Annotated in this window: 17 protein-coding genes; 1 reads left to right on the top strand and 16 read right to left on the bottom strand. The window is 52.8% G+C overall.

Annotated features, from left to right (window positions below; all coding sequences use genetic code 11):
• Positions 1-40 precede the first annotated feature (40 nt).
• A complete protein-coding gene (locus tag PsAD37_RS03600; protein WP_063294947.1) occupies positions 41-1,204 on the top strand; it encodes a nitroreductase family protein in 1,164 nt (387 codons plus the stop codon).
• A 10-nt stretch (positions 1,205-1,214) separates the two neighbouring features.
• Here PsAD37_RS03600 and PsAD37_RS03595 read toward each other — a convergent pair whose 3' ends face one another.
• The 16 genes from PsAD37_RS03595 to PsAD37_RS03520 all read right to left on the bottom strand — a co-directional run bounded on the left by PsAD37_RS03595 (position 1,215) and on the right by PsAD37_RS03520 (position 22,198).
• Positions 1,215-2,354 (bottom strand): hypothetical protein, encoded by a 1,140-nt coding sequence (locus tag PsAD37_RS03595; RefSeq protein ID WP_208991661.1) that lies wholly within the window; start codon positions 2,352-2,354, stop codon positions 1,215-1,217.
• A 136-nt stretch (positions 2,355-2,490) separates the two neighbouring features.
• On the bottom strand, positions 2,491-3,219 hold the full coding sequence (locus PsAD37_RS03590; RefSeq protein ID WP_063294946.1) for an MBL fold metallo-hydrolase: 729 nt from the start codon (positions 3,217-3,219) through the stop codon (positions 2,491-2,493).
• A gap of 81 nt (positions 3,220-3,300) precedes the next feature.
• Complete coding sequence (locus tag PsAD37_RS03585; protein ID WP_063294945.1) at positions 3,301-3,774, bottom strand: DUF3592 domain-containing protein; 474 nt, start codon at positions 3,772-3,774, stop codon at positions 3,301-3,303.
• Positions 3,775-4,000: 226 nt separating this feature from the next.
• Positions 4,001-5,296: an amidohydrolase family protein gene (locus PsAD37_RS03580; protein ID WP_063294944.1), complete on the bottom strand. Its 1,296-nt coding sequence runs from the start codon at positions 5,294-5,296 to the stop codon at positions 4,001-4,003.
• A 27-nt stretch (positions 5,297-5,323) separates the two neighbouring features.
• Complete coding sequence (locus tag PsAD37_RS03575; RefSeq protein WP_063286558.1) at positions 5,324-6,265, bottom strand: ABC transporter permease; 942 nt, start codon at positions 6,263-6,265, stop codon at positions 5,324-5,326.
• Between the two features lie 3 nt (positions 6,266-6,268).
• Positions 6,269-7,360 carry an ABC transporter permease gene (locus PsAD37_RS03570; protein ID WP_063294943.1) on the bottom strand — a complete coding sequence of 364 codons (1,092 nt, stop codon included), beginning with the start codon at positions 7,358-7,360 and terminating at the stop codon, positions 6,269-6,271.
• Entirely contained in the window at positions 7,357-8,904 is a 1,548-nt protein-coding gene (locus PsAD37_RS03565; protein ID WP_063294942.1) for an ABC transporter ATP-binding protein, read from the bottom strand. Before PsAD37_RS03565 ends, PsAD37_RS03570 begins: the two co-directional genes overlap by 4 nt.
• 80 nt (positions 8,905-8,984) lie before the next feature.
• Entirely contained in the window at positions 8,985-9,995 is a 1,011-nt protein-coding gene (locus PsAD37_RS03560) for a BMP family protein (RefSeq protein WP_063294941.1), read from the bottom strand.
• A gap of 610 nt (positions 9,996-10,605) precedes the next feature.
• Positions 10,606-11,598 (bottom strand): Gfo/Idh/MocA family protein, encoded by a 993-nt coding sequence (locus PsAD37_RS03555; protein ID WP_084407643.1) that lies wholly within the window; start codon positions 11,596-11,598, stop codon positions 10,606-10,608.
• A 163-nt stretch (positions 11,599-11,761) separates the two neighbouring features.
• Positions 11,762-12,649, bottom strand: coding sequence for a peptidylprolyl isomerase (locus PsAD37_RS03550; RefSeq protein ID WP_063294940.1), 888 nt, complete (start codon positions 12,647-12,649; stop codon positions 11,762-11,764).
• A 6-nt stretch (positions 12,650-12,655) separates the two neighbouring features.
• Positions 12,656-13,369: a respiratory nitrate reductase subunit gamma gene (gene narI, locus PsAD37_RS03545; RefSeq protein ID WP_063294939.1), complete on the bottom strand. Its 714-nt coding sequence runs from the start codon at positions 13,367-13,369 to the stop codon at positions 12,656-12,658.
• 2 nt (positions 13,370-13,371) lie between these two features.
• Positions 13,372-14,094 (bottom strand): nitrate reductase molybdenum cofactor assembly chaperone, encoded by a 723-nt coding sequence (gene narJ, locus PsAD37_RS03540; protein WP_063294938.1) that lies wholly within the window; start codon positions 14,092-14,094, stop codon positions 13,372-13,374.
• Entirely contained in the window at positions 14,091-15,632 is a 1,542-nt protein-coding gene (gene narH / locus PsAD37_RS03535) for a nitrate reductase subunit beta (protein WP_063294937.1), read from the bottom strand. Before narH ends, narJ begins: the two co-directional genes overlap by 4 nt.
• Entirely contained in the window at positions 15,629-19,378 is a 3,750-nt protein-coding gene (locus PsAD37_RS03530; protein ID WP_063294936.1) for a nitrate reductase subunit alpha, read from the bottom strand. The genes narH and PsAD37_RS03530 overlap by 4 nt, the downstream gene beginning before the upstream one ends.
• A 25-nt stretch (positions 19,379-19,403) precedes the next feature.
• Positions 19,404-20,789, bottom strand: coding sequence for a NarK family nitrate/nitrite MFS transporter (locus tag PsAD37_RS03525; protein WP_063294935.1), 1,386 nt, complete (start codon positions 20,787-20,789; stop codon positions 19,404-19,406).
• A gap of 62 nt (positions 20,790-20,851) precedes the next feature.
• Entirely contained in the window at positions 20,852-22,198 is a 1,347-nt protein-coding gene (locus PsAD37_RS03520) for a nitrate/nitrite transporter (protein ID WP_063294934.1), read from the bottom strand.
• Between the last annotated feature and the right edge of the window lie 35 nt (positions 22,199-22,233).

The raw sequence follows: 22,233 nt of genomic DNA, 5'->3' as shown, positions 1-22,233 counted from the left end.
TCGCAGTGAGCCTCCTCGGGTCTGATTGCGGAACACGTGCATGAACGAAACCCCTCCTCAAGAGACGCGCCCCCCTAACGAGGCCTGGTTTGAAACCAGGTGGTGGTGGCGGGTGAAGATGTGGCTGCTGTGGACCAACTGGCTACAGTACCTGCCCAATCTGGTGGTTGTGGTGCTGTTGCTGGTGTTGGCTGGGATCGGCGCGCTGGTCGGCTGCTGGCCATTTCTGTTGGTGGATCTGCCGCTTGTTCTTGCTGGACTGCTGTTTCTCAATCTGATTTTCGAGGTGGTTACAGTTCGGTATGGCTTTCACCCGGAAGAGCCACTGCCAACCAGCCTTGAGCATCTGGATGCATTTGAGTTGCTGCGGACGCGGGTCTCGTGCCGGTCCTTTCAAAAGCGACTTATGACGGAAAAGCATCGTCAGATGGTGCTTTCATTGGCAGAGCAAAACAGCAGGCCTGAGAATTGTCTGAGCCCTCACCCCATTCGCTTTGAGTATGTCTACAATCCGCTTGTGGTTTGGCCTGCGGTTGGAACCCATGAGTTTTTGGTGGCTATAGCACCGCGTGCGTATGATGAGATGGCAGTGGTGGATGTGGGGCGCAGTTTGCAGAAGGTGGTGATTGAGGCCACACGGCAAGGGCTGGCAACCTGCTGGATTGGGCCGGGGGCTGATCATAAGAGCATCATCAAGCATCTGGGGGCACGGTTTGATCCTAAGAAGGATCACATCATCTGCGTTTGCGGGTTTGGGTATCGCTCCCGCTACACCCCGCTGGCGATCCGCCTCATTCAGAAGACACAGCGGCATCGTCTGGATGTGCAGGAATTGTTCTTTGCGGATGCTGGTTTCGCCAAGCCGCTTAACACGAACGCACGACCCTATCGGGATTTCGGGCGGTGTTATGAGGTGTGTCAGTGGTCGCCCTCCTCCTACAATGCACAACCAACGCGGGGTGTCGTGCTTGCGGAGAATGCGCGGATACGGCGGGTGGATTTTTGTGCGGCGACGCATTCACGGTACTACGCCATGGTGGCCTTGGGGATCTGGCTGGCGAACTGGGAATGCGGGTGTGAGGCGCTTGGCAAGGCGGGGCGATTTGAGCAACTTTCCTCTGAAAAACGTGGTGAAGGACCGTTTCCGGATCTGCCTCGCTATGTCATCTCGTGGGTACCTGAGGAGACGAGCTCCTCAGGCTGAGCTTGTCGGCTTAGACCCAGCGGACGTGCTTTGTGGTGTTGCTGGTGTGGTCGGCTGCTGGTGGGCTGGCGTGTTTTTGTTGTGGTGATTTCAGCTCGCTCAACGCATCCTCAATGATATCGTTGAAACTCTCGACCGTGACGGAGCTCAGGAACGTCTCATCCTCCCGCGTCTCAATGAGCCGCTCAATAGCGAGATCGCGGATTGGCGGGATGTTGGCCGCAAAGTAGGTGCCTGTCGCCTCGCTGTCCCAGCCAATGCCAGGGACGCCGTGCTGCTCGGCCAGTGCGGGGAAATTCTCCCAGTTCAGCTGTCGTGACAGATCATGGATGGCGACTTCCGCATTTTCTGGCAGCGAGTGCAGGAAGCTTTGTTCTGCGTATTTCCAGACCTGCTTTTCAAAGCGCTCAACGGCGATCTTCATCGGGTGAGGTGTTTCGGAAACTCTCAGGGCCTCCCCTTTCTCGACAGGTCTTTGGTCTCGCAGCACATTGCGATAGATACTCTGCAGCAGTTCATTGCCCCAAGCCTTGGAGGTGGCATTTTCGGCCAGGAGTGGATCATACTTCTCGGCAATTTCTGTGCTGAGGCGGGCCATCAGTTCCCGTTCTACGTGGAAAGGGTTCCGCTCCGTGTATTTGCCATCCGCGCGAGCAGCGAGAAGTTCGGTGTTTGTCTCCGGGGTCTCAATGATCTCACTTTGGAACGAAGGAACCGTCTGATGGGCCTTGTTCTGAACCAGATTGTTGATCGGGTTGTGCTTCACATCTTCAGAGAGGGTCTTGATGCGCACTGCTGAGCTTTCGTTTCTCAGCACCTGATGTTCTGCAAAGGTGACGCCTTCCTGCACTTGCCGGGATGTCAGGCTGTGGCTTGTGCCAGGATTCTGGTCGCAAGCCCGACAGGCGGCCTGATAGGCTTTCTCGCCCAGCGTTTTGCCGTAGTGGTTGGTGAGCGCCAGACGGAAGGCGCTCTGATCTGCTTGCTTTTGCTCAGCGCCTTCGGCCTGTTGCTTGACCCATGTGACGAGCCGGCCAGCGATTGCGGTGCTGGATTGGGTCTTCACCTGTCCCTCAGCAACCGTGAGCTTGCCCTCCTGCGGGATGGTGTGTGCGGCGGAGACAAAACTGTTCAAACCAATCGCTGTCATTGTCCAACTCCCATGATGTCAGCGGCCCGGGCGTACTGCCCTCCCACCTTCCAGAGTAAGCAATGACTTTGCAGGTTGCTGTTCTGAGCGTCACAGGAGATGACTGGATTTTATAGGGAAGACTACGGAGTTGGCGCTATTTGTCATGCTCCTTCAGGAAGGCATAGATGATTTCGTGGAGGCGTTCGCCGTCGAAGCTAGGAAAGTGACCGCCATGGATGGTGCGGACGGGGATGTCCAGCAGGCGCTTCATACTGGTGATGTAGTCTGCCATGTTGGAGTGGTAGCAGTCTGTCACCAGCGGGCCGTCATAGACGATGTCTCCTGCGATCAGGGTTTCTGTCGCCTTCTCCCACAAGGCGATACCGCCGGGGGAATGGCCGGGTGTATGGATGACCTCGAAGTTTCGATCTCCGGTGGTGAGCACTTCGCCATCTTCCAGCAGGTGGCTGGCAGGGGCTGATTTAACGGCGTATTCGGAAGACTTGTAGGGCTCTGGCGGAAGCGCATCGAAGATATCGTCAGTTGCGTAAGGATCAGCCAGCGTGTTTTGACGGGTTGGGTGGGCCAACAGGTCAGCTTCTGCGATATGGATCAAGCGATGCGGGAATTCGTGGTGGCAGCCGATATGGTCAAAGTGGGTGTGACTGGCAACGGCCATGACGGACTTTTCAGCAGTGAGCGCCACATGCTGCCGCAGGCTGACCACGCCCATGCCGCTGTCCACCAACAGATCCTTATGTCGTCCACGCACATGCCAGATGTTGCAGCGGTAGAACTGCTTGATGTAGGGCTCATCAATCAGCGTAATGTCATCTGCCAGTTTTGTTGTGCGATACCACTTCTCCGCCGGAATGCGTTCCACCGCTCATCCCTCCTGCTTGATAAGAGAAGTCCATCATAGCCAGCTCTGGTGTGCAGGGGGATAACTTATTTTGAAAGGGGGCTATTTCAAGGTTTTCGACGGAGTTTTAGCTTTACGCCATCTCAATAAGAAGGCACCGAACAGAGTTGCAACTACTCCAAAAACTATGAGAATTCGCCCCATATACCTCGCGCGCTCAATCATTTCCAAACTAACAATTTCGCCAGTCTCATAGTTGTAAAATCCGGTAACCACGTCACCAACCTCATGAGGTTTCGGCGAAACCCATGTGTTCCCTCTGTAGATCACAGGTTGTCGAGCACTCTCCTCAAATGCAAAGACCGGTCGATACATCCGCCCATTTTCACCAAGCTCCGTCTCTACGTCAGCAACAGTAACTTCCACTTCGGCTGCATCCCAAGTAGCGCTTCGTGACGAATACTCCATCCACAATCCAAAACTTCCAAAGAACACACCAAGTATCACAATCGTTCTTGGAAGATCAGATATGACCTTAAAAATGAAATCTGAGAGAGTTGTTGGTCGGTTGATCATGCTAACTTCTACTTATGAGATTACTAAATTTATCTAATCAATCTAAGACTGCATTTCAAACCGAAAAAGAAAAAGAATTTTGTATCAATCTCACTTGTTAGCAAGCAATCCAAGACTGCCTCCGTCCCGCAGCGTGCTGCGGGACGAAAGAACTCAGAAAAAACGCATTCAACGCAAATGAACGCACATAGCAACGCAAACGCAGTTTTGCGGGGTTGTTCCCGTTTTAGGCATCGCTGCTTGGAGAGTAATCCGCGGCATTCACAGTTTTTGGGCGGTCATCCAGAGAGAGGTTGGCGATGCGCGGGGCGGTTTCGGCGATGACCTTGCCGCGGCGAACAACAGTGAGGCGGGTTGCTTTCATGCGGAGGGCTTCAATGGCATCTTGTGCCTGAAGCAACACGAAGTCTGCGTTGCCGCCGACTTTGACGCCGTAGCCTTCCAGCCCCATGATCTTTGCAGAGTTGGTGGTGACAGCCTCATAGCAATAGCGGATGTCATCACGACTGGAGAGCTGGCCTACATGCAGGCCCATGCTGGCGACTTCCAGCATGTCTGCGTTGCCCAGCGAGTACCAGGGATCCATCACACAATCATGACCGAAACCGACGGTGATGCCGAGTTCGCGCATTTCGCGCACGCGGGTCTGGCCACGGCGTTTTGGGTAGGTGTCGTGACGGCCCTGAAGCATGATGTTGATCAGCGGGTTGGCAATGGCACAGACATCGGCTTCCGCCATCAAAGGCAGCAACTTGGAGACGTAGTAATTGTCCATGGAATGCATGGAGGTGAGATGTGATCCAGTCACCCTGCCCTGCATGCCCAATCGCCGTGTCTCGTAAGTCAGTGTCTCAATGTGGCGAGAGAGAGGATCATCAGATTCATCGCAGTGCACGTCCACCCGCAGGCCGCGTTGTGCTGCGATTTCCATGAGGGCCTTCACGGAGCGGGCACCGTCTTCCATAGTGCGCTCAAAGTGCGGAATGCCGCCGACCACATCCACGCCCATATCCAGTGCGCGGAGCAGGTTGTTTTCCGCCGTTGGTGAACGGTAGAAGCCATCCTGCGGAAAGGCGACCAGCTGCAAATCGATATAAGGCGCAATGCGTTGCTTCACATCCAGCAGAGCTTCCACGCCGAGCAAACGATCATCACACACATCTACGTGGCTTCTGATAGCCAGCAGGCCTTGCGAGACTGCCAGATCGCAGTAGCGCAGAGCACGTTCGACAACCGCATCAATGGTCAATAACGGTTTCAGCTCTCCCCAAAGGCTGATGCCTTCCAGCAAGGTGCCGGTCTCGTTCATTCTTGGCAAACCGAGGGAAAGGGTGGCATCCATATGGAAATGCGGGTCAACAAATGGCGCTGAGACCAGCTGGCCCTGAGCATCAATCACACGCTCCGCTTCTGCGGTGATGCCCTTTTCAATCGCGGTGATTGTGCCGTTTTTCACCGCGACATCTACACCAGCTTCGCCAGTGGTCAGAACTGCGTTTTGGACAAGGAGATCCAGAGGCATGAGTGGTGCCTTTCTTGCTTTTCCAGCTTAACGCTGACCACGGAAATAAGGTTGCAGCAGGGCGCGCGGGTAGTCTGCCTTGCGAGCTACAAGCACCAGCGCCACGATGGATAGCAGATATGGGATCATCAGGAAGACCTGCGATGGGATCACCGCGCCGACCTCGTTTTGCAGGCGGATCTGGAAGGCATCAAACGCGCCAAACAGCAGTGCGCCCAGCAAAGCCTTACCCGGTCTCCAACTTGCAAACACCACCAGTGCAATGCAGATCCAGCCGCGTCCGTTGATCATGCCAAAGAAGAAGGCATCAAAGGCGGACATGGTGAGGAAGGCACCGCCCAGCGCCATCAACGCAGACCCGGCCATGATTGCCCCTATACGTAGCGCAAAGACCGAGAGGCCCTGTGCTTCAACAGCGGATGGATTGTCACCCACGGCGCGGATGGCGAGACCCAGCGGGGTGCGATAGAGCACGTAGCTGACCAGCAAGACCATTGCGAGTGCCAGAAAGGTCATGGATGTTTGCTGGAAGAGGGCTGGGCCAATGAAAGGCAGGTCTGAAAGAACCGGAATATCAAGCGGCTGGAATGCCTCGATCCGTGGCGGGCTGGACACTTTTGGCAGGGCTGTGCGGTAGGTGAAGTAGCTGACCGAGGTTGCAAACATGGTTATGCCAAGGCCAGACACGTGCTGAGACAAGCCCAGCGGCACTGTGAGGATGCCGTGGAGCAAGCCGAAAAATGCCCCCGCCAATGCTGCGACGAGGATGCCGCCCCAGAGGCCAGCTCCGAGCCAAACGGCCATCCAGCCACACATAGCACCAACGACAAAGATGCCCTCAATACCGAGGTTGAGCACCCCTGCCCGCTCGCAGACCAAAGCACCTAACACACCAAAGATGAGCGGGGTTGCGATGCGGATGGCAGCGGCCCAGAAATTGGCGGAGAGAAGAATATCAATATATTCCATGGCTTATGCCTCCCCTTTGGCGACAAGTGGTGTCTTTTTGGGCCTGACAAAGCGTATTTTGAAGCGCACGAACAGGTTGGAAATCAATACGCAGATCAAAGACATGGCGACCACAAGATCAGCAATATAGCTGGACACGCCCATGGCACGGCTCATGCTATCTGCCCCCACAAAGACTGCTGCAATGAAGATGGCGGCCACGACCACACCAACGGGTGAGAGACCTGCAAGCATCGCAACGACAACACCAGTATAGCCAAAGCCCGGAGAGATATCGGCAGTCAAATACCCTTTGAGGCCAGCCACTTCGCTGACACCGGCAAGGCCTGCCAATGCGCCGGAGATCAGGCCGACTTTGATGAACGTGGAGGTGACCGGAATGCCAGCATGTTTTGCCGCGGAGACATTTTCTCCCGTTGCGCGGATTTCAAAACCCCAGACGCTGCGCTTCATCATGATGTAGATGATCAGGGCGGAAACCAGTGCGATCACGAGGCCCCAGTGGATGCGCATGCGAGCGAACATCTTGGGCAGTGTGGCGGCGCTGGTCATAGGTTCTGACTGCGGCCAGCCCATGCCCATGGGGTCTTTCATCGGGCCTTCCAGCATCATCTGCACAAACAGCAGCACGACGAAGTTGAGCAGCAAGGTGGTGACCACTTCATCTGCGCCCAGTTTCGTTTTCAGCAGGGTTGGCACCAGCATCAAGGTGCCGCCAGCAATCATGCTTGCCAGTATAATCAGCGGGATCATAATGTAGGCGGGCGCGGAGATTGCACCGGTGCCTACAGCGACTGCTGCAAGCGCGCCCACATAGAGCTGGCCTTCTGCGCCAATGTTCCAGAGTTTGGCACGAAAGGCGACACTGACGGCCAGACCAGTGAAAATGAGCGGTGTTGCGCGGGCTAAAAGCTCAGAGAATGCGAACTTGGAGCCGAATGCGCCTTTGAAGATGTGCCCGTAGGCGGCGAAAACTTCTCCCCCTGCCGCTGCAATGGGGATCGCAGCCAGCACGAGCGCGGTGATTCCTGCGATAACTGGCAGGGCAAATGCGAAGAGCGAAGAAACATTGCTGCGAGGTTCAAACCGGATCATGCTGCTTGTTCCCCTTTTATGGATTGTCCTGCCATCATCAGGCCAACCTGTTTCTTATCCAGCTTTTCCGTCTCCACTGGCTCGCAGATATGCCCGCGGTGGATCACGGCAATCCTGTCGGATAATTGGAAGAGTTCGTCCAGATCTTCAGAGATGAGAAGGACGCCTGCGCCTCTGTCTCGCGCCTCTTGCAGGCGGCGGTGCACATCAGCCGTTGCGCCAACATCCAACCCGCGGGAGGGCTGGACGGCAAGGACGATATCGGGTTGCTGGTCCAGCGTTCTGGCGAGGACGATTTTCTGGATGTTCCCGCCGGAAAGCAGACGGGAGACAGCAAGTGGGCCGGAGCAGCGAATGTCATAGGCCTTGATAGCCTCCTGAGCACGCTTGCGAATTTCGTTGAAGCGGAGAAGGCCGAAGCGCTGATAGGCAGGCTTGCGGATCTCTTCCAGAACGAGGTTTTCCTCTACCGACATTGCACCAACGATGCCGTCATGGTGACGGTCTTCCGGAATGCGGGCCACACCGGATTTGATGGCAGCTGCAGCATTGGCTTTGAGTGGTTTGCCGTTGAGCTGGACGGAGCCGGCGGTTGGGATTTTCAACCCTGAGATGACCTTAGCCAGCGTGCTTTGGCCGTTGCCGGAAACACCTGCGAGGCCGATGATTTCCCCCTTACGGAGGGCGAGATTGACGTTCTCGATCTGCTCGCGGCCATCACCAGCGCTGACACCGGCAAAAACCAGCGTCTCGTCTTCCGGATAGCCAGGTTTGCGTTCTGCAGTTTGGACGGAATGCCCGACCATCACCTCAGCCAGTTGGTGACGATTGCACTGCGATGTCGGCAAGTCAGCAACAATCCGTCCCCCTCTGAGAACAGCAACACGATCAGACGCGCCCAGCACCTCGGCCATCTTGTGGGAGATGAAGATGATCGCCATGCCTTTGGCAGCGAGCAGCTTCAAGGTTTTGAAAAGACTGTCGGATTCCTGAGGCGTGAGAACCGCTGTGGGTTCATCCAGCACCAGAATGCGGGCATCGCGGTAGAGCGCTTTGAGGATTTCGACGCGCTGTCTTTCGCCAACTGCCAGCTTGGAGACGCGCAGATCCAGATCAACTTCTAGGCCGGAACTCTGCATCAGCTCCTGCAGTTTTGCCCGCGCTTTGGAGCGGCTGAAGCGGCGTGAGAACAGGCTCTCAGTGCCCAAAACGATGTTCTCAAGCCCCGTCAGGTTCTCAGCCAGCGTGAAGTGCTGGTGAATCATACCTATCCCCGCTTCAAGGGCTGCCTGAGGAGCACCGGGCTCCAGATCTACCAGAATACCAGAGGGGTGACGTACCATGACACGTCCTTGGTCAGCCACATAATGACCGAACAGGATATTCATGAGCGTGGTTTTCCCCGCTCCGTTCTCACCCAGCAACGCAACGATTTCCCCGGCATGCAGGTCCAGATTGACGTTTCCGTTGGCAACCAGATCACCGAAGATCTTGGTTATGTTTTGAAGAGATAAAAGCGGATGCCCGCTCTCAGTTTCTGGCATGGGATACCCTTGGACTGAAGAGGTTATGCGCGCGGAAGGCGGAGAAGGCAGGCCGGGTTATTCCCCCGGCCCGACCAGCGTTAATTGGAGGACTTTGGCTCTTCGTCGTTAATCTCAACGGTAAAGGACCCATCCAGAATGCTCGTTTCAACAGCTTTAACCTTGCCAAGAAGGTCTTCATCCACCAGCGTTTCATCAACGACCAGCGAACCACCACCATGGCCCATGAAGGAGTACTTGCCGTAGTCTTCAGCCTTGAAGTTATTCGCCTTTACAGCCGCTATCGCAGTGTCGACCGTTGGCTCCATATGCCAGATTGCTGAGGCAAGGATGGTGTTTGGATAGTCGGCACCGGTGTCGATCACATTGCCAATCGCGAAGATGCTTTTTTCCATCGCAGCATCAGATACACCGAAGCGTTCCGCATACAACACATCCGCGCCAGCATCGATCATCGCATAAGCGGTTTCTTTCGCTTTTGGCGGATCGTACCAGGAGTTGATGAAGTTCACCGTGAACGTCACATCCGGGTTGGTTGCCTTAGCACCATTCATGAATGCGTGCATGAGACGGTTTACTTCCGGAATAGCAAAGCCGCCGATCATACCGATTTTGCCAGACTTGGACTTAGCACCTGCGATCATACCGGAGAGGTAGGATGGTTCGTGAATGAAGTTGTCGAACACCGCGAAGTTAGGCTCTGCTGCCGGGAAAGAAGAGCCCATGAGGAAGGCTGTTTCAGGGTATTCCGCAGCCACATTACGGGCTGCGCGCTCTACTGCGAACGCCTCGCCAACAATGAGCTGATGACCCGCTTCGGCGTATTCACGCATCACCCGTTCGTAGTCGGTGTTGGCTGTGTTCTCGGAGTAGACGTAGGTGATGTCACCACGCTCCGCCGCAGCGTTGAGCGCTTGATGGATACGGCCAACCCATTGCTGTTCAACAGGAACGGTGTAAATCGCTGCAACCTTGAGAGGTTCGGCAGCTAGAACTTTTGCTGGAGAATAAACCGCGATTATGGCCGCAAAAGCAGCTACGGCTGCGAGAATATGGCGTCTCACCAAACCGTTCAAACGTGTCGCAAACATGCACACCCCCTGAAATCAATAATTGTGCAGGGCTGCAGATCAGACTGCAGCCGCAATCTGCCCTATCTCGCATTTTAAGTGAAAAGGTCCTGAGCAGGACGAAGGCATTAAAAATGGCTGTATACGAAACAAAGCGGCTAATGACTAGATGCCCCAGAAGTATTTTTTGCGTGACGGCACGTAAATTAATGCAGATCACACAGTATTTTTCTTATGGTATTCAGCTATTTATCGACTGTATAAATATTATTGGACCACTATATAGCTGTGGATTGAGCCAAGTGACGATAAAACACTCGAATCGAAGCAACATTATGAAATTTTACTTTTCGGTCAAATAATTTCAATCAATATTATTTTGTAATATTTTGCGTGGATTGAAAAATAGCACACAACGCTTAATGATTGCTCTGATTTCCCAAATTGCATCCACGTAGCAAGCTGATTTCATGCAGGAATTGACGCTTGCAGCTTATAGAGCAGGCAATGCGGGTCTCAACGAATCACTGAGAAAAATTTGGGAATTGTTGTATTTGCGATCATTTTAGCGACCCTCGCAGGCTGCTCAGAGGAGTGCAATCGCACCCCTCATATTGCAATATCATGTCACTCAGGCAGTCACGGTTGCTGCTTCCCAGTCGGTCAGGATCTGCATGATCTGACGGCTGTCCTCAACACTCGGGGCTGGACTTTCCAGCGCCTTGTTGCCAGCTTCGATCGCTTCACGGATCGCTCTGATCTGATAAATAAAGGCGTTGCCGTTTGCCGTAACTGTGCGCGTATCTCCCGGCTTTTCGTAGGGGGTAACTGTGAAGATATTCCCCTCAGCTTCTGGTAGCCATGGGTTGGAATTCAACACCAGACTTGCCTTGGAGCCAAGCACTGTGAAACCAGCATGCAGACCGTAGTCTTCCGCCGTGTGAAGCTGGCAAACCACACCGTTATTCAACCGCAACGTCGCTGCAGACTCGCAAATGTTCCCATCAGCACCGCGCCGGCCCATTGCCGATATGTTATAATTATCAAAGATATGGGTCGGGAATGCAGTCTGTAACAGCAGATGCATCAGCGAGGTCGGATAGCAACCAAGGTTATAAAGTGCCCCCTTGCTGTGTGGGTTCACGAACCTAGCAATTGACGCGCAGTACTGAGCTGTAATCGACTGGATCTCACCCAACTCACCAGAGGCAACCACATCGCGAATAGCAGCTGCAAACGGGTGGTTCAGGTACATCAGCCCTTCCACGAAGAACACACCGTTCTCAGCAACCGCTTTCAGCGCCTGATCGGTTTTTTCCATGTCGATAGACAGCGACTTTTCGCAAAGGATTGCTTTCCCCGCATTTGCTGCCTTGATCACATACTCATGGTGAATGTGGTTTGGGAGAGCGATGTAAATGATATCAACGGCTTCGTCTTCAATCAGCTCGTTGAAGTCATCAAACGTATGCTCAACATCGTACTTTTCTGCGAAGACTTTCAGAGGCACTTCTGACCGGCCTGCCACGGAATGTATCCGCGTCGCTCCTTCCGCTTGTATAGCGTCTGCCATTGTCAGCGAGATGAAGCTTGTTCCGAGAAAGCCCCAGTTCAGTTTCGACATTGTTTTTCTCCAGAACACAGGATCCCGAGAACATCACGGGAAGAACTCCAGAAATAACCCTAATCACATTTAAGGAAGGAGAAAATACCGGAGATCAATAGCTTACTGCTTATCCAAGTTTATCGATAAAAGAGCAGGTACTCGTCGCTAAGTACTTACAATTTTACTGAACCAACGGGCTGTCAGAACCAAGTAAATCAATACCTTTTATCTCAGCAGACCCTGCCAGGATAGTGATGTATTGAGACACTGCTTTGGACCAGCTTGCCGCTTCCAACCATGCTCTGATGGTTTCCTCAACATGCTCGAATGGCAGGGTATTTCCCTCAATCTTCCTGTTCAGGAAAATGATGTGGTAGCCGAACTTGGTCTCAACAGGTTCACCTGTCATCTGGCCTGCTTGCATCGATTGGAGTGCTTTTTCAAACTCTGTAACTGTACTTCCCTTTGTCAGTTGTCCCAGATTTCCGCCGGTTTCTTTTGAGGGACAAGCGGAGTACTCCAGCGCCAGATCGGCAAATGCCTCTGGTTTATCCTGTAGCAGTTTGATTACATCGTGAGCTCGCGCTTTGGCGATGCTGCGGGCAGTGTGTTGATCTGACCCAGCTGCAAACAGGATATGACTGGCTTCATAGATTGGCTCTGAACTGAAGCGTGTCCTGTTGTTTTCGTAGTAGCGCTGGCACTCATCTGTTGAGGCTGACGGGATCTCGACCTCCTGCTCAATCAGTTCTCTGATCGCTGCATCTTCAGGTGTCTCACTTCCGTCATCCATCTGTTCTGGTGCAGCCTCAATGTTTAAGGCCTTGGCTTGCTGCAACAACAGTTCTCGGACAACTAACGCTCTCGCGGCAGCTTGCACCGCCTGACCTGGGTTCTCAGCCGGATGGTTTTGGGCCTCTGCCAGAATGTCTTGCTCTGAGATTTGGACCCCGTTGACCGACACATCCGTGATGATCGGTTTGCTCTTGGGCGGCACTTTGGTGCTCGGCAGATCTACATCTGCCTGAGCACCTTCATTCAGATTTGGATTGGTATAGAGATTGGCCATTTCACCTCACTCAGCAGGATGGCGTGAATTAGTGGAGTTGCGCTCACGCACGATCTGGTAACCGGGACGCCACAAGTATCTTGCCGGGACGCTGAGCATATGCACCAAGCGTGTAAACGGGAAGATGAGCAGGATCGTCAGCCCCACGAACAGGTGCAACTTGAAGATCCATGAAGCATCAACGACATAGCTTGCTGCATCACCACGGAACGTAAAGATGCCTTGTGCCCAGCTCATGAATTTGACCATTTCCTCACCGTCCAAATGCATGAGGGAAACAGGTATAGTTCCAAGACCCAGAAGCAACTGAAAGCCCAGCAGACATATAATGAAGGTGTCCATGGTGCTGGAGACTGCTCGTACACGCGCATCATACAAGCGACGATGAATGAGCATTCCTGCGCCAACAATCGCCATCAGACCAGCAATACCACCGACGACGACAGCAAGAACCTGCTTAGCACCGTGACTGATGCCCACCAGTTCGAACAGGACTATTGGGGTTAGCAACCCAACCAAGTGGCCAAAGAAGATGATCAGCACCCCCACATGAAAGAGCACTGAACCCCAGACCAACTGCTTGCGGCGCAGGAGCTGGCTTGAACCAGCACGCCAGCTGTAAGGCTCGCGGTCATAACGGATGATTGTGCCTACAATCAAAACCGAGAGGGCGATGTACGGATATATTCCGAAGAACAACGTGTTGAAGAAGCCAGACATTTCTAGTTCTCCCCTTGAGTGTTCTGAGTCGTGGCATCAGGCGGGCGTCTGTCCGCAGCTCTCATTTGCATTCTTAAGCGATCAGGGCCGCAACTGCCCTCTCCTGCATTGCCACCGAACTTGACGACCTCTTCCTGCCAAATGCGGTCCATGGCTTCGAGATCATTTGGATCATCTTCGGGCTCTGCAAGAATATTGGAAAGGAGCTCCTTGGAAGGTGACGCTTTGCTGATTTCAGCAACGGTCCCAAACGCATTGGCATAGATTGAGCCCTTCTTTTTTAGACGCAAACGAAGGGCCTCAAAGATATGAGCTGTCTGACCAAGCAGTTCCTGTGCCTCTGTAAAAGGCTGATGCGCCAGATATTCGAGGAACAATGGGATGTAGTCTGGTAGTTCCGTGGTCTCTACCGCGAAACCGTTTGTCAGGTACATCTCACGCAGATCGACGAGTGCTTGTCCGCGATCCCTACTCTCACCATGCACATGCTCAAACAGGTGCAATGAATGTGAGCGGGTCCGATCAAACAGGAACACGTATCGCTCCTGCACCTCATAAAGATCTTTACCAGCCATATCATCGCAAAGAGTGCAGATCATTTTCTGGCCTTTTGCAGAGAGCAAGCGATCTGAGTTTATTGCTTTTTTCAGCGCTAGCAGGTCATCTAGCAGTTCTTGCGTCGGGTAGTTGAGCAAGAGCGAGAGGATTTTTAAGGAGACGATCATCCGCGCATCTCCTTAAATATATCCGTTGGTGTTTCGACGGTTTTCTTGCGGGAACCACCGAACAGGTCGGTTCCATCACTGCCGCCAGAACAACCATTGCCGAAGGAAAAACCGCAGGAGCCACGAACATCGTAGGCATCCTCGGAAACTTCACGGTGTGTGGTTGGGATGACGAAGCGGTCCTCGTAGTTGGCTATCGCCATGATCTTGTACATGTCTTCAATCAACTCAGAAGTCAGCCCAACTCGTTCAGCAATAGCTTCATTGACTACGCCATCAACTGACTTGGAGCGCATGTAAGAGCGCATGGCGAGCATCCGCTCCAACGCTGTGACGACAGGCTCATCCTTGCCTGCTGTGAGGAGGTTGGAGAGATAGCGGACCGGAATGCGCATTGAGCGGACGTCCGGCAGGTCACCATCCCAACCGATCTTACCAGCCTCTGCGGCTGACTGGATTGGGGAGAGAGGTGGAATGTACCAAACCATTGGCAGTGTGCGGTATTCCGGGTGAAGTGGGAAAGCCACTTTCCAGTTGATCGCCATCTTATAGATCGGCGATGCCTTGGCAGCCTTGAGCCAATCCTCTGGAACACCATCTTTACGGGCCTGTTCGATTACCTTTGGATCATGCGGATCAAGGAAGACCTTCAGTTGCTCTTCGTAGAGGTCCTTCTCATCCTTGGTTGAGGCTGCTTCTTCGATCTTATCCGCATCGTACAGGATCACACCCAGATATCGGATGCGGCCCACACAGGTTTCTGAACAGACTGTAGGCTGCCCTGACTCGATGCGTGGATAGCAGAAGATGCATTTTTCTGATTTGCCAGAGGACCAGTTGAAGTAGATCTTCTTGTAAGGACAGCCAGAAACGCACATGCGCCAGCCACGGCATTTTTCCTGATCGATCAGGACGATTCCGTCATCTTCACGCTTGTAGATGGCACCTGATGGACAGGCAGCAACACATGTTGGGTTGAGGCAATGCTCACAAAGGCGTGGCAGGTACATCATGAAAGTGTTTTCGAACTCGCCATAGATTTCCTTCTCGATGCCCTCAAAGTTGTAATCCTTTGAGCGCTTGGAGAACTCACCACCGAGAATTTCTTCCCAGTTTGGTCCCCATTCAATTTTTTCGATACGTTCGCCAGTGATCGCTGATTTTGGGCGGGCTGTTGGGAACTGAGCACTTTCAGGAGCACCCTGCAGGTGCTCGTAATCATAATCAAACGGCTCGTAGTAGTCGTCGATTTCTGGCAGGTCAGGGTTTGCAAAGATCTTCGCCAGAATGCGCCATTTGGCACCCATCTTGGGAATGATCTTGCCATTGCGTTTGCGAACCCAGCCACCGTTCCATTTCTTTTGGTTTTCCCAGTCTTTGGGATAACCAATACCGGGTTTGGTTTCCACGTTGTTGAACCAGGCGTATTCAACGCCTTCTCGGTTGGTCCAAACGTTTTTACAGGTCACTGAACAGGTGTGGCAGCCAATGCATTTATCCAGATTCAGCACCATTCCGACTTGTGCGCGGACTTTCATTCTGCTGCCTCCTGACCACTGTCATCCAGCGGTTCTTCCATCCAGTTCACTTTTTCCAGTTTGTGAACCACAACGAACTCATCGCGGTTGGAGCCAACCGTTCCATAGTAATTGAAGCCGTAGGATTGCTGCGCGTACCCACCAATCATGTGTGTTGGTTTGGTGACGGTTCTGGTCACCGAGTTATGGATACCGCCGCGTTGTCCGGTGAGCTCTGATCCCGGTGTATTCACGATCTTTTCCTGAGCGTGATACATGTAGATCGTGCCTTCTTTCATGCGCTGAGAGACCACCGCACGCGCCACAAGCGCACCGTTGATGTTGAAGACTTCGACCCAGTCATTGTCTTCAATGTCAGCTTTTTGCGCATCAACCTCTGAGATCCAAACTACCGGACCACCACGGTTGAGCGTGAGCATCAACAGGTTGTCGGTGTATGTGGAGTGGATGCCCCACTTCTGGTGCGGGGTGATAAAGTTGAGCACCAACTGCTTTCTGCCGAGAGACTTATCATCGATCACCGGTTTGACGCCTTTGGTGTCTATCGGCGGCCTGTACACGCAGAAGCCTTCGCCAAATGCTCGCATCCAGAGATGATCTTGATAGAGCTGCTGGCGACCAGAGATGGTGCGCCATGGGATCAGCTCATGCACGTTGGTATAGCCTGCGTTGTAGCAAACATGCTCTGACTCAATACCGGACCACGTTGGTGAAGAGATGATCTTTCGTGGCTGGGCGACAATATCGCGGAAGCGGATCTTCTCTTCTTCCTTCGGCAATGCCAGATGAGTGTGGTCTCTGCCAGTGAACTCAGAAAGAGCAGCCCATGCTTTGACAGCCACTTCACCGTTGGTTTCCGGGGCCAGAGAAAGGACGACTTCACTTGCATCGATATCCGTTTCGATCTTGGCCAAGCCTTTGGTTGGCCCGTCTTCAAGCACCTCTCCATTCAGGCCTTTGAGGAGGTCTACCTCGTGCTCGGTGTTCCAGCTTATGCCTTTGCCACCGTTGCCAAGTTTACTCATCAGCGGACCAAGAGCCGTGAAGCGCTTGTAGATGTTTGGATAGTCGCGCTCGACGACCACAACGTTTGGCATAGTCTTGCCGGGTTGCGGTTCGATATCCCCCTTCTTCCAATCTGCTACGTCGAATGGCTGGGCGATTTCACCAGCGGTGTCGTGCAGGATCGGGACAAGGACGACGTCCTTTTCCTTGCCGAGAACTTCTTGTGAGACCTCAGAGAAGGACTTGGCAATACCCTTGAAGATCTCCCAGTCACTGCGGGCTTCCCATGCAGGATCAGCAGCACTGGAGAGGGGATGAATGAAGGGGTGCATATCCGAGGTGTTGAGGTCGTTTTTCTCGTACCATGTAGCCGTTGGCAGTACGATGTCTGAATAGACCGCTGTCGTTGACATGCGGAAGTCCAGCGTGACCAACAAGTCCAGTTTGCCTTCCGGTGCGTTGTCATGCCAGACAGCTTCTTTCGCACGCTGACGGCCTTCTTCACCGAGGTCTTTGCCAAGTACACCATGCTCAGTACCGAGCAGATGGCGGAGGAAGTATTCATGACCTTTACCGGAGGACCCCAGCAGGTTGGAGCGCCAGACGAACAGGTTGCGCGGCCAATTGGCTTCGTTGTCGGGGTCCTCACAAGACAGTTTGAGGCCGCCAGACTTCAACTCCTCAGCAATGTAGTCTTTAGCTTCTTTGCCACTCTCTTCTATCGCTTTGGCAACTTGAAGCGAGTTGGTCTCAAGTTGCGGTGCTGATGGCAACCATCCCATGCGCTCTGCGCGAATGTTGTAATCGATCAGTGATGCATCCCAATCCCCATCCGGGGCGGTTGGCGACAAGATTTCATCTACCTTGAGCGTTTCGTAACGCCATTGATCGGTGTGCGCATAGAAGAACGAAGTGGAGTTCATATGCCGTGGTGGGCGCGTCCAGTCCAACGCAAAGGCAAGTGCTGTCCATCCGGTTTGTGGGCGGAGTTTTTCCTGCCCAACATAGTGGCTCCAGCCACCGCCGGATTGACCAACGCAGCCGCACATCACCAGTAGATTGATAATGCCGCGGTAGTTCATATCCATGTGGTACCAGTGGTTCAGACCAGCACCTAGGATGACCATGGAGCGTCCGTTGGTCTTTTCGGCATTGGTCGCAAACTCACGGGCTGTCGTGATGATATGGTCCTTGGGAACACCTGTGATTTTCTCTGCCCATGCTGGTGTGTAAGGCAGTTCCTCATCATAAGACTTGGCAGAGTTTGGATCATCCAATCCGCGATCCAGACCGTAGTTTGCAATGAAGAGGTCGAAGACAGACGCAACAAGTGCTTCACCTTCTGCCAGTTTCACTTTCTTCGCAGGGACTTTGCGTAGCATCACGCTTTCATGGTTGGTTCCCGCAAAGTGGTCATGCTCGCGATTGCCGAAATATGGGAAGGCCACTTCAGCAATCTCATCATGGTCGGCCTTATCGAGGAACGACATGGCCAGATCGGTGTCCTTGCCTTTGCCGTCCCTCTCTTCCAGATTCCACTTGCCTTTTTCACCCCAACGGAACCCGATGGAACCGTGTGGAACCACGATCTTCTTCGATTTACGGTCCAGAGCGACAGTTTTCCATTCCGGATTGTTTTCTTCACCCAGCTTGTCCGCAAATTCGGAAGCACGCAGAAGGCGTTCTGGGATGTATTTGCCGTCTTTTTTAACGAGGCGAACCAGCAACGGCATGTCCGAGTATTTGCGGCAGTAGTCCTCGAAGTATTTTGCCTGCCTGTTTAAATGGTATTCACGCAGGATGACATGGCCCATGGCCATCGCCAGAGCAGCATCAGTGCCTTGCTTTGGATGGAGCCAGAGATCCGAGAACTTGGCCGCTTCGGAGTAATCTGGACAGACCACGACTGACTTGGTGCCTTTGTAGCGGACCTCGGTATAGAAGTGCGCATCCGGTGTGCGCGTTTGGGGAACATTGGAGCCCCACAACATCAGGAAGCCCGCATTGTACCAATCAGCGGATTCAGGCACATCCGTTTGCTCACCCCATGTTTGTGGTGAGGCAGGAGGCAAATCGCAGTACCAGTCGTAGAACGACATGCATGTGCCGCCAAGCAAAGACAGATAGCGGGTTCCAGCTGCGTAAGAAATCATGGACATAGCCGGAATTGGTGAGAAGCCAACGACACGGTCAGGTCCCCATTTCTTCGCGGTGTAAGCGTTGGCTGCTGCGATGATTTCGTTGACTTCTTCCCAAGTGGCTCGCACAAAACCGCCGTGTCCGCGCACTTTCAGGTAATCTGCGCGCTTTGCAGGATCATCCTGAATGGCTGCCCACGCAGCGACCGGTGATTTCACTGTCCGCTCGTTGCGCCATAACTTGAGGAGGCGGGAGCGAATGAGTGGATGTTTTACCCGGTTTGCGGAATACATATACCAGCTGTAGCTGGCACCACGAGAACAGCCCCGTGGCTCATGGTTTGGCAGGTCCGGGCGCGTACGCGGATAATCCGTTTGCTGGGTTTCCCAAGTGACAATCCCGCCTTTGACGTAGATCTTCCAGGAACAGGAACCGGTGCAATTCACACCATGGGTCGAGCGTACGATTTTGTCGTACTGCCATCGCTTTCGATAGCTGTCTTCCCAGTTTCGGTTCTCATTGGTTGTAACACCGTGCCCGTTTGCAAAGGTACCAGTGTCCTGTTTTGCGAAGAAGTTCAGTTTATCGAGTAGTAGAGACATCTGAAATGTCCTTCACGTTATTTGCTTAGCACGGAACGGAGGCACCCTTGCGGGTGTAGAAGAACCACGTAATCACCAGACAGATCACGTAGAAGATGCCAAAGGCCCAAAGCGCGGCATCCGGACCACCTGTGTAGGCGATGGATGTTCCGTAGGCTTTGGGGATGAAGAAGGCACCGTAGGCTGCGATTGCAGAAGTGAAGGCGATGATTGCCGAACCTTCCATTTCTGCTTCACGACGATGTTCTTTTGCACCAAGATCAGGCAGCAATCTGGATACTTCCTGCCCCATGATGTTCGGGATCATTTGGAATGTAGATGCATTGCCTACACCTGTAAGGAAGAACAGCGCCATAAAGCACGCGAAGAACCCCCAAAATGCTCCCGGCTCTGCCTTGATAGCCAGAAAGAATAATACACCACCAACTGCGATTATCATGCCAATGAAGGTGTAGAGTGTTACGCGTCCACCACCGTATTTATCAGAGACCCAGCCCGTAGCAGCTCGAGATAACGCACCAACAAAAGGACCAAGGAACGCGAAACTTAGCGCATCAATTTCAGGGAATTGCGTTTTTATGAGTAATGGGAAACCCGCTGAGTATCCAATGAAACTCCCAAAAGTACCTGTGTAGAGGATACACATAATCCAGTTATGGGTTCTTTTGAATATAACAGATTGTTCTTTAAAACTCGCCTGAGCATCAGCAATATCATTCATACCGAACCATGCAGCCAAAGTACATATAACTAAGAAAGGGACCCAAATAAATCCGGCATTCTGGACCCATACTTCTGTTCCATCTTCAAGAACCTGAGCAGGGCCACCCAATGCACCAAAAACACCGATTGTAATAACAAAAGGTACAACCAACTGCATAACTGATACGCCCAGGTTACCAAGGCCAGCATTAAGACCAAGCGCTCGGCCAATTTCTTTCTTTGGGTAGAAAAATGCAATATTGGCCATTGAGGATGCAAAGTTCCCGCCTCCTAAGCCACAAAGAAGTGCCAGTAACAAAAAAATACCGTAAGGCGTATCCGAATCTTGCACAGCATAGCCAATCCCAACCGCAGGAAGCAGTAGCGAAGCTGTGGTGAGGGTCGTCCATAATCGCCCTCCAAAAATCGGCACCATAAACGTGTAAAAAATTCTTAGGGTCGCACCTGATATTCCCGGTAAAGCTGCCAGAAGGAATAGCTCATCAGTTGTATAATCAAACCCAATCGCCGGGAGCTTCGCGACAACAACACTCCAAACCAGCCACACTGAGAAGGCAAGCAAAAGTGCCGGAATAGAGATCCAAAGGTTCCGAGAGGCGATCGCCTTTCCCTTGGTTTCCCAGAATTCCTGATCATCCGGTCGCCATTCAATTAGTGTGTGCCCTTTTTGAGTGTTGTTATCAGACATACATTCATTCCTTTTGGCTACATGCCCTCCCCAGACCGAATGTCTAGAAAGGGTTTCGCTGGTTACGGATACTTTTCTACGCCTGCAGGTCCGTCCGGGCCTTCAACCGGCTCGTCCGGGAGATCAGACAGATCTGTTTCGTCTTGCAATTCTGGATAACGCTTGCGCTCCATCCTGCGGATGGCGACGTGCATCCACACAGTTGAGACTGCAACAATGATGAAGAGAAGCATGAAGGGTGCCGTCCAAACGCCAGTCCAGTCGAGCAGAACTCCAAAGGCGATTGGTAAGAAGAAGCCACCAAGACCACCGATCATGCCTACGAGGCCTCCGACAGCACCAACATGATAGGGGTAGTAAACCGGGATGTGCTTGTAGACCGCTGCTTTACCAAGGCTCATGACAAAACCGAGGACGACGGTCACAGAGACGAAGGCACCAACGCCGAGACCGAAGTTAAACTCGATTGGGCCGTCAATACCGCTGACAACATATGAGGTTTCTGGATAACTGAGCAGGAAGAGACAAAGGAGCGAGACTATGAAGGTGAAGTACATGACAAAACGTGCGCCCCACTTATCTGACATCCATCCGCCAAGCGCTCGAAATACTGACCCGGGTAATGAATAGAGACCAGCGAAAACGCCAGCCGTCGTCAGCTCCAATCCGTAAGCCCCGGTGTAGTACCGCGGGAGAAATGACGCAAGCGCGACAAAGGCACCAAAGACGAAAAAGTAGTAGGTCGCAAAACGCCAGACTTGCAGGTTCTTCAACGGAGCGAGCTGCTCTGCTGTAGATACAGCTTGCTTGCCTTCTTTCTTGCGCTCCTGCTGAGACGGATCATCTTTACTGAGCAGAAAAAACAGAACGGCTGTGACTGCCAAAACAATTGCGTAAACGCGGGCTGTGCCTTCCCAGCCAACTGCAACTACCAGAAATGGTGCTACGAAGTTGGTAACTGCTGCGCCGACATTACCGGCACCAAAAATGCCAAGTGCAGTTCCTTGTTTCTCTTTTTCAAACCACTGGGAGACATAGGCTACGCCGATAATAAAAGAGCCGCCGGCTAATCCAAGGCCCAAGGCAGCTAACAGAAACACTTCATAGGTTTGTACTGAGGTGAGCAACCAGACACAGACTGCTGTAAGGAGCATCTGCAGCGGGAACATAATTCGTCCACCAAACTGCTCTGTCCATACTCCAAGGAAAATACGGCTCACAGAACCGGTGAGCACAGGTGTGGCAACCAATAAGCCGAACTGAGTATCGGACAACCCCAGTTCGCCTTTAATGCGCACGCCAATGATGGAAAAAATGGTCCAAACTGCAAAACAAATAGTAAAAGCAAAGGTACTAAGACCCAATGCCCTATATTGATCGGAGCGAGTAACACCCTCAAGTGAATGCATAGTATTTGATCCTGAATTCTAGCAGGTAAGACAAT

The organism is Pseudovibrio sp. Ad37 (assembly GCF_001623075.1).
Taxonomy (GTDB): Bacteria; Pseudomonadota; Alphaproteobacteria; order Rhizobiales; family Stappiaceae; genus Pseudovibrio.
Note: the sequence above shows the minus strand (reverse complement) of the source record. Positions and strands in the feature narration are given on the sequence as shown.

Excerpts from the sequence above, each read along its gene's own strand:
- PsAD37_RS03600 (WP_063294947.1), top strand. The coding sequence starts at position 41 with ATGAACGAAACCCCTCCTCAAGAGACGCGCCCCCCTAACGAGGCCTGG.
- PsAD37_RS03595 (WP_208991661.1), bottom strand. The coding sequence starts at position 2,354 with ATGACAGCGATTGGTTTGAACAGTTTTGTCTCCGCCGCACACACCATC.
- PsAD37_RS03585 (WP_063294945.1), bottom strand. The coding sequence starts at position 3,774 with ATGATCAACCGACCAACAACTCTCTCAGATTTCATTTTTAAGGTCATA.
- PsAD37_RS03580 (WP_063294944.1), bottom strand. The coding sequence starts at position 5,296 with ATGCCTCTGGATCTCCTTGTCCAAAACGCAGTTCTGACCACTGGCGAA.
- PsAD37_RS03575 (WP_063286558.1), bottom strand. The coding sequence starts at position 6,265 with ATGGAATATATTGATATTCTTCTCTCCGCCAATTTCTGGGCCGCTGCC.
- PsAD37_RS03570 (WP_063294943.1), bottom strand. The coding sequence starts at position 7,360 with ATGATCCGGTTTGAACCTCGCAGCAATGTTTCTTCGCTCTTCGCATTT.
- PsAD37_RS03565 (WP_063294942.1), bottom strand. The coding sequence starts at position 8,904 with ATGCCAGAAACTGAGAGCGGGCATCCGCTTTTATCTCTTCAAAACATA.
- PsAD37_RS03560 (WP_063294941.1), bottom strand. The coding sequence starts at position 9,995 with ATGTTTGCGACACGTTTGAACGGTTTGGTGAGACGCCATATTCTCGCA.
- PsAD37_RS03555 (WP_084407643.1), bottom strand. The coding sequence starts at position 11,598 with ATGTCGAAACTGAACTGGGGCTTTCTCGGAACAAGCTTCATCTCGCTG.
- PsAD37_RS03550 (WP_063294940.1), bottom strand. The coding sequence starts at position 12,649 with ATGGCCAATCTCTATACCAATCCAAATCTGAATGAAGGTGCTCAGGCA.
- narI (WP_063294939.1), bottom strand. The coding sequence starts at position 13,369 with ATGTCTGGCTTCTTCAACACGTTGTTCTTCGGAATATATCCGTACATC.
- narJ (WP_063294938.1), bottom strand. The coding sequence starts at position 14,094 with ATGATCGTCTCCTTAAAAATCCTCTCGCTCTTGCTCAACTACCCGACG.
- narH (WP_063294937.1), bottom strand. The coding sequence starts at position 15,632 with ATGAAAGTCCGCGCACAAGTCGGAATGGTGCTGAATCTGGATAAATGC.
- PsAD37_RS03530 (WP_063294936.1), bottom strand. The coding sequence starts at position 19,378 with ATGTCTCTACTACTCGATAAACTGAACTTCTTCGCAAAACAGGACACT.
- PsAD37_RS03525 (WP_063294935.1), bottom strand. The coding sequence starts at position 20,789 with ATGTCTGATAACAACACTCAAAAAGGGCACACACTAATTGAATGGCGA.
- PsAD37_RS03520 (WP_063294934.1), bottom strand. The coding sequence starts at position 22,198 with ATGCATTCACTTGAGGGTGTTACTCGCTCCGATCAATATAGGGCATTG.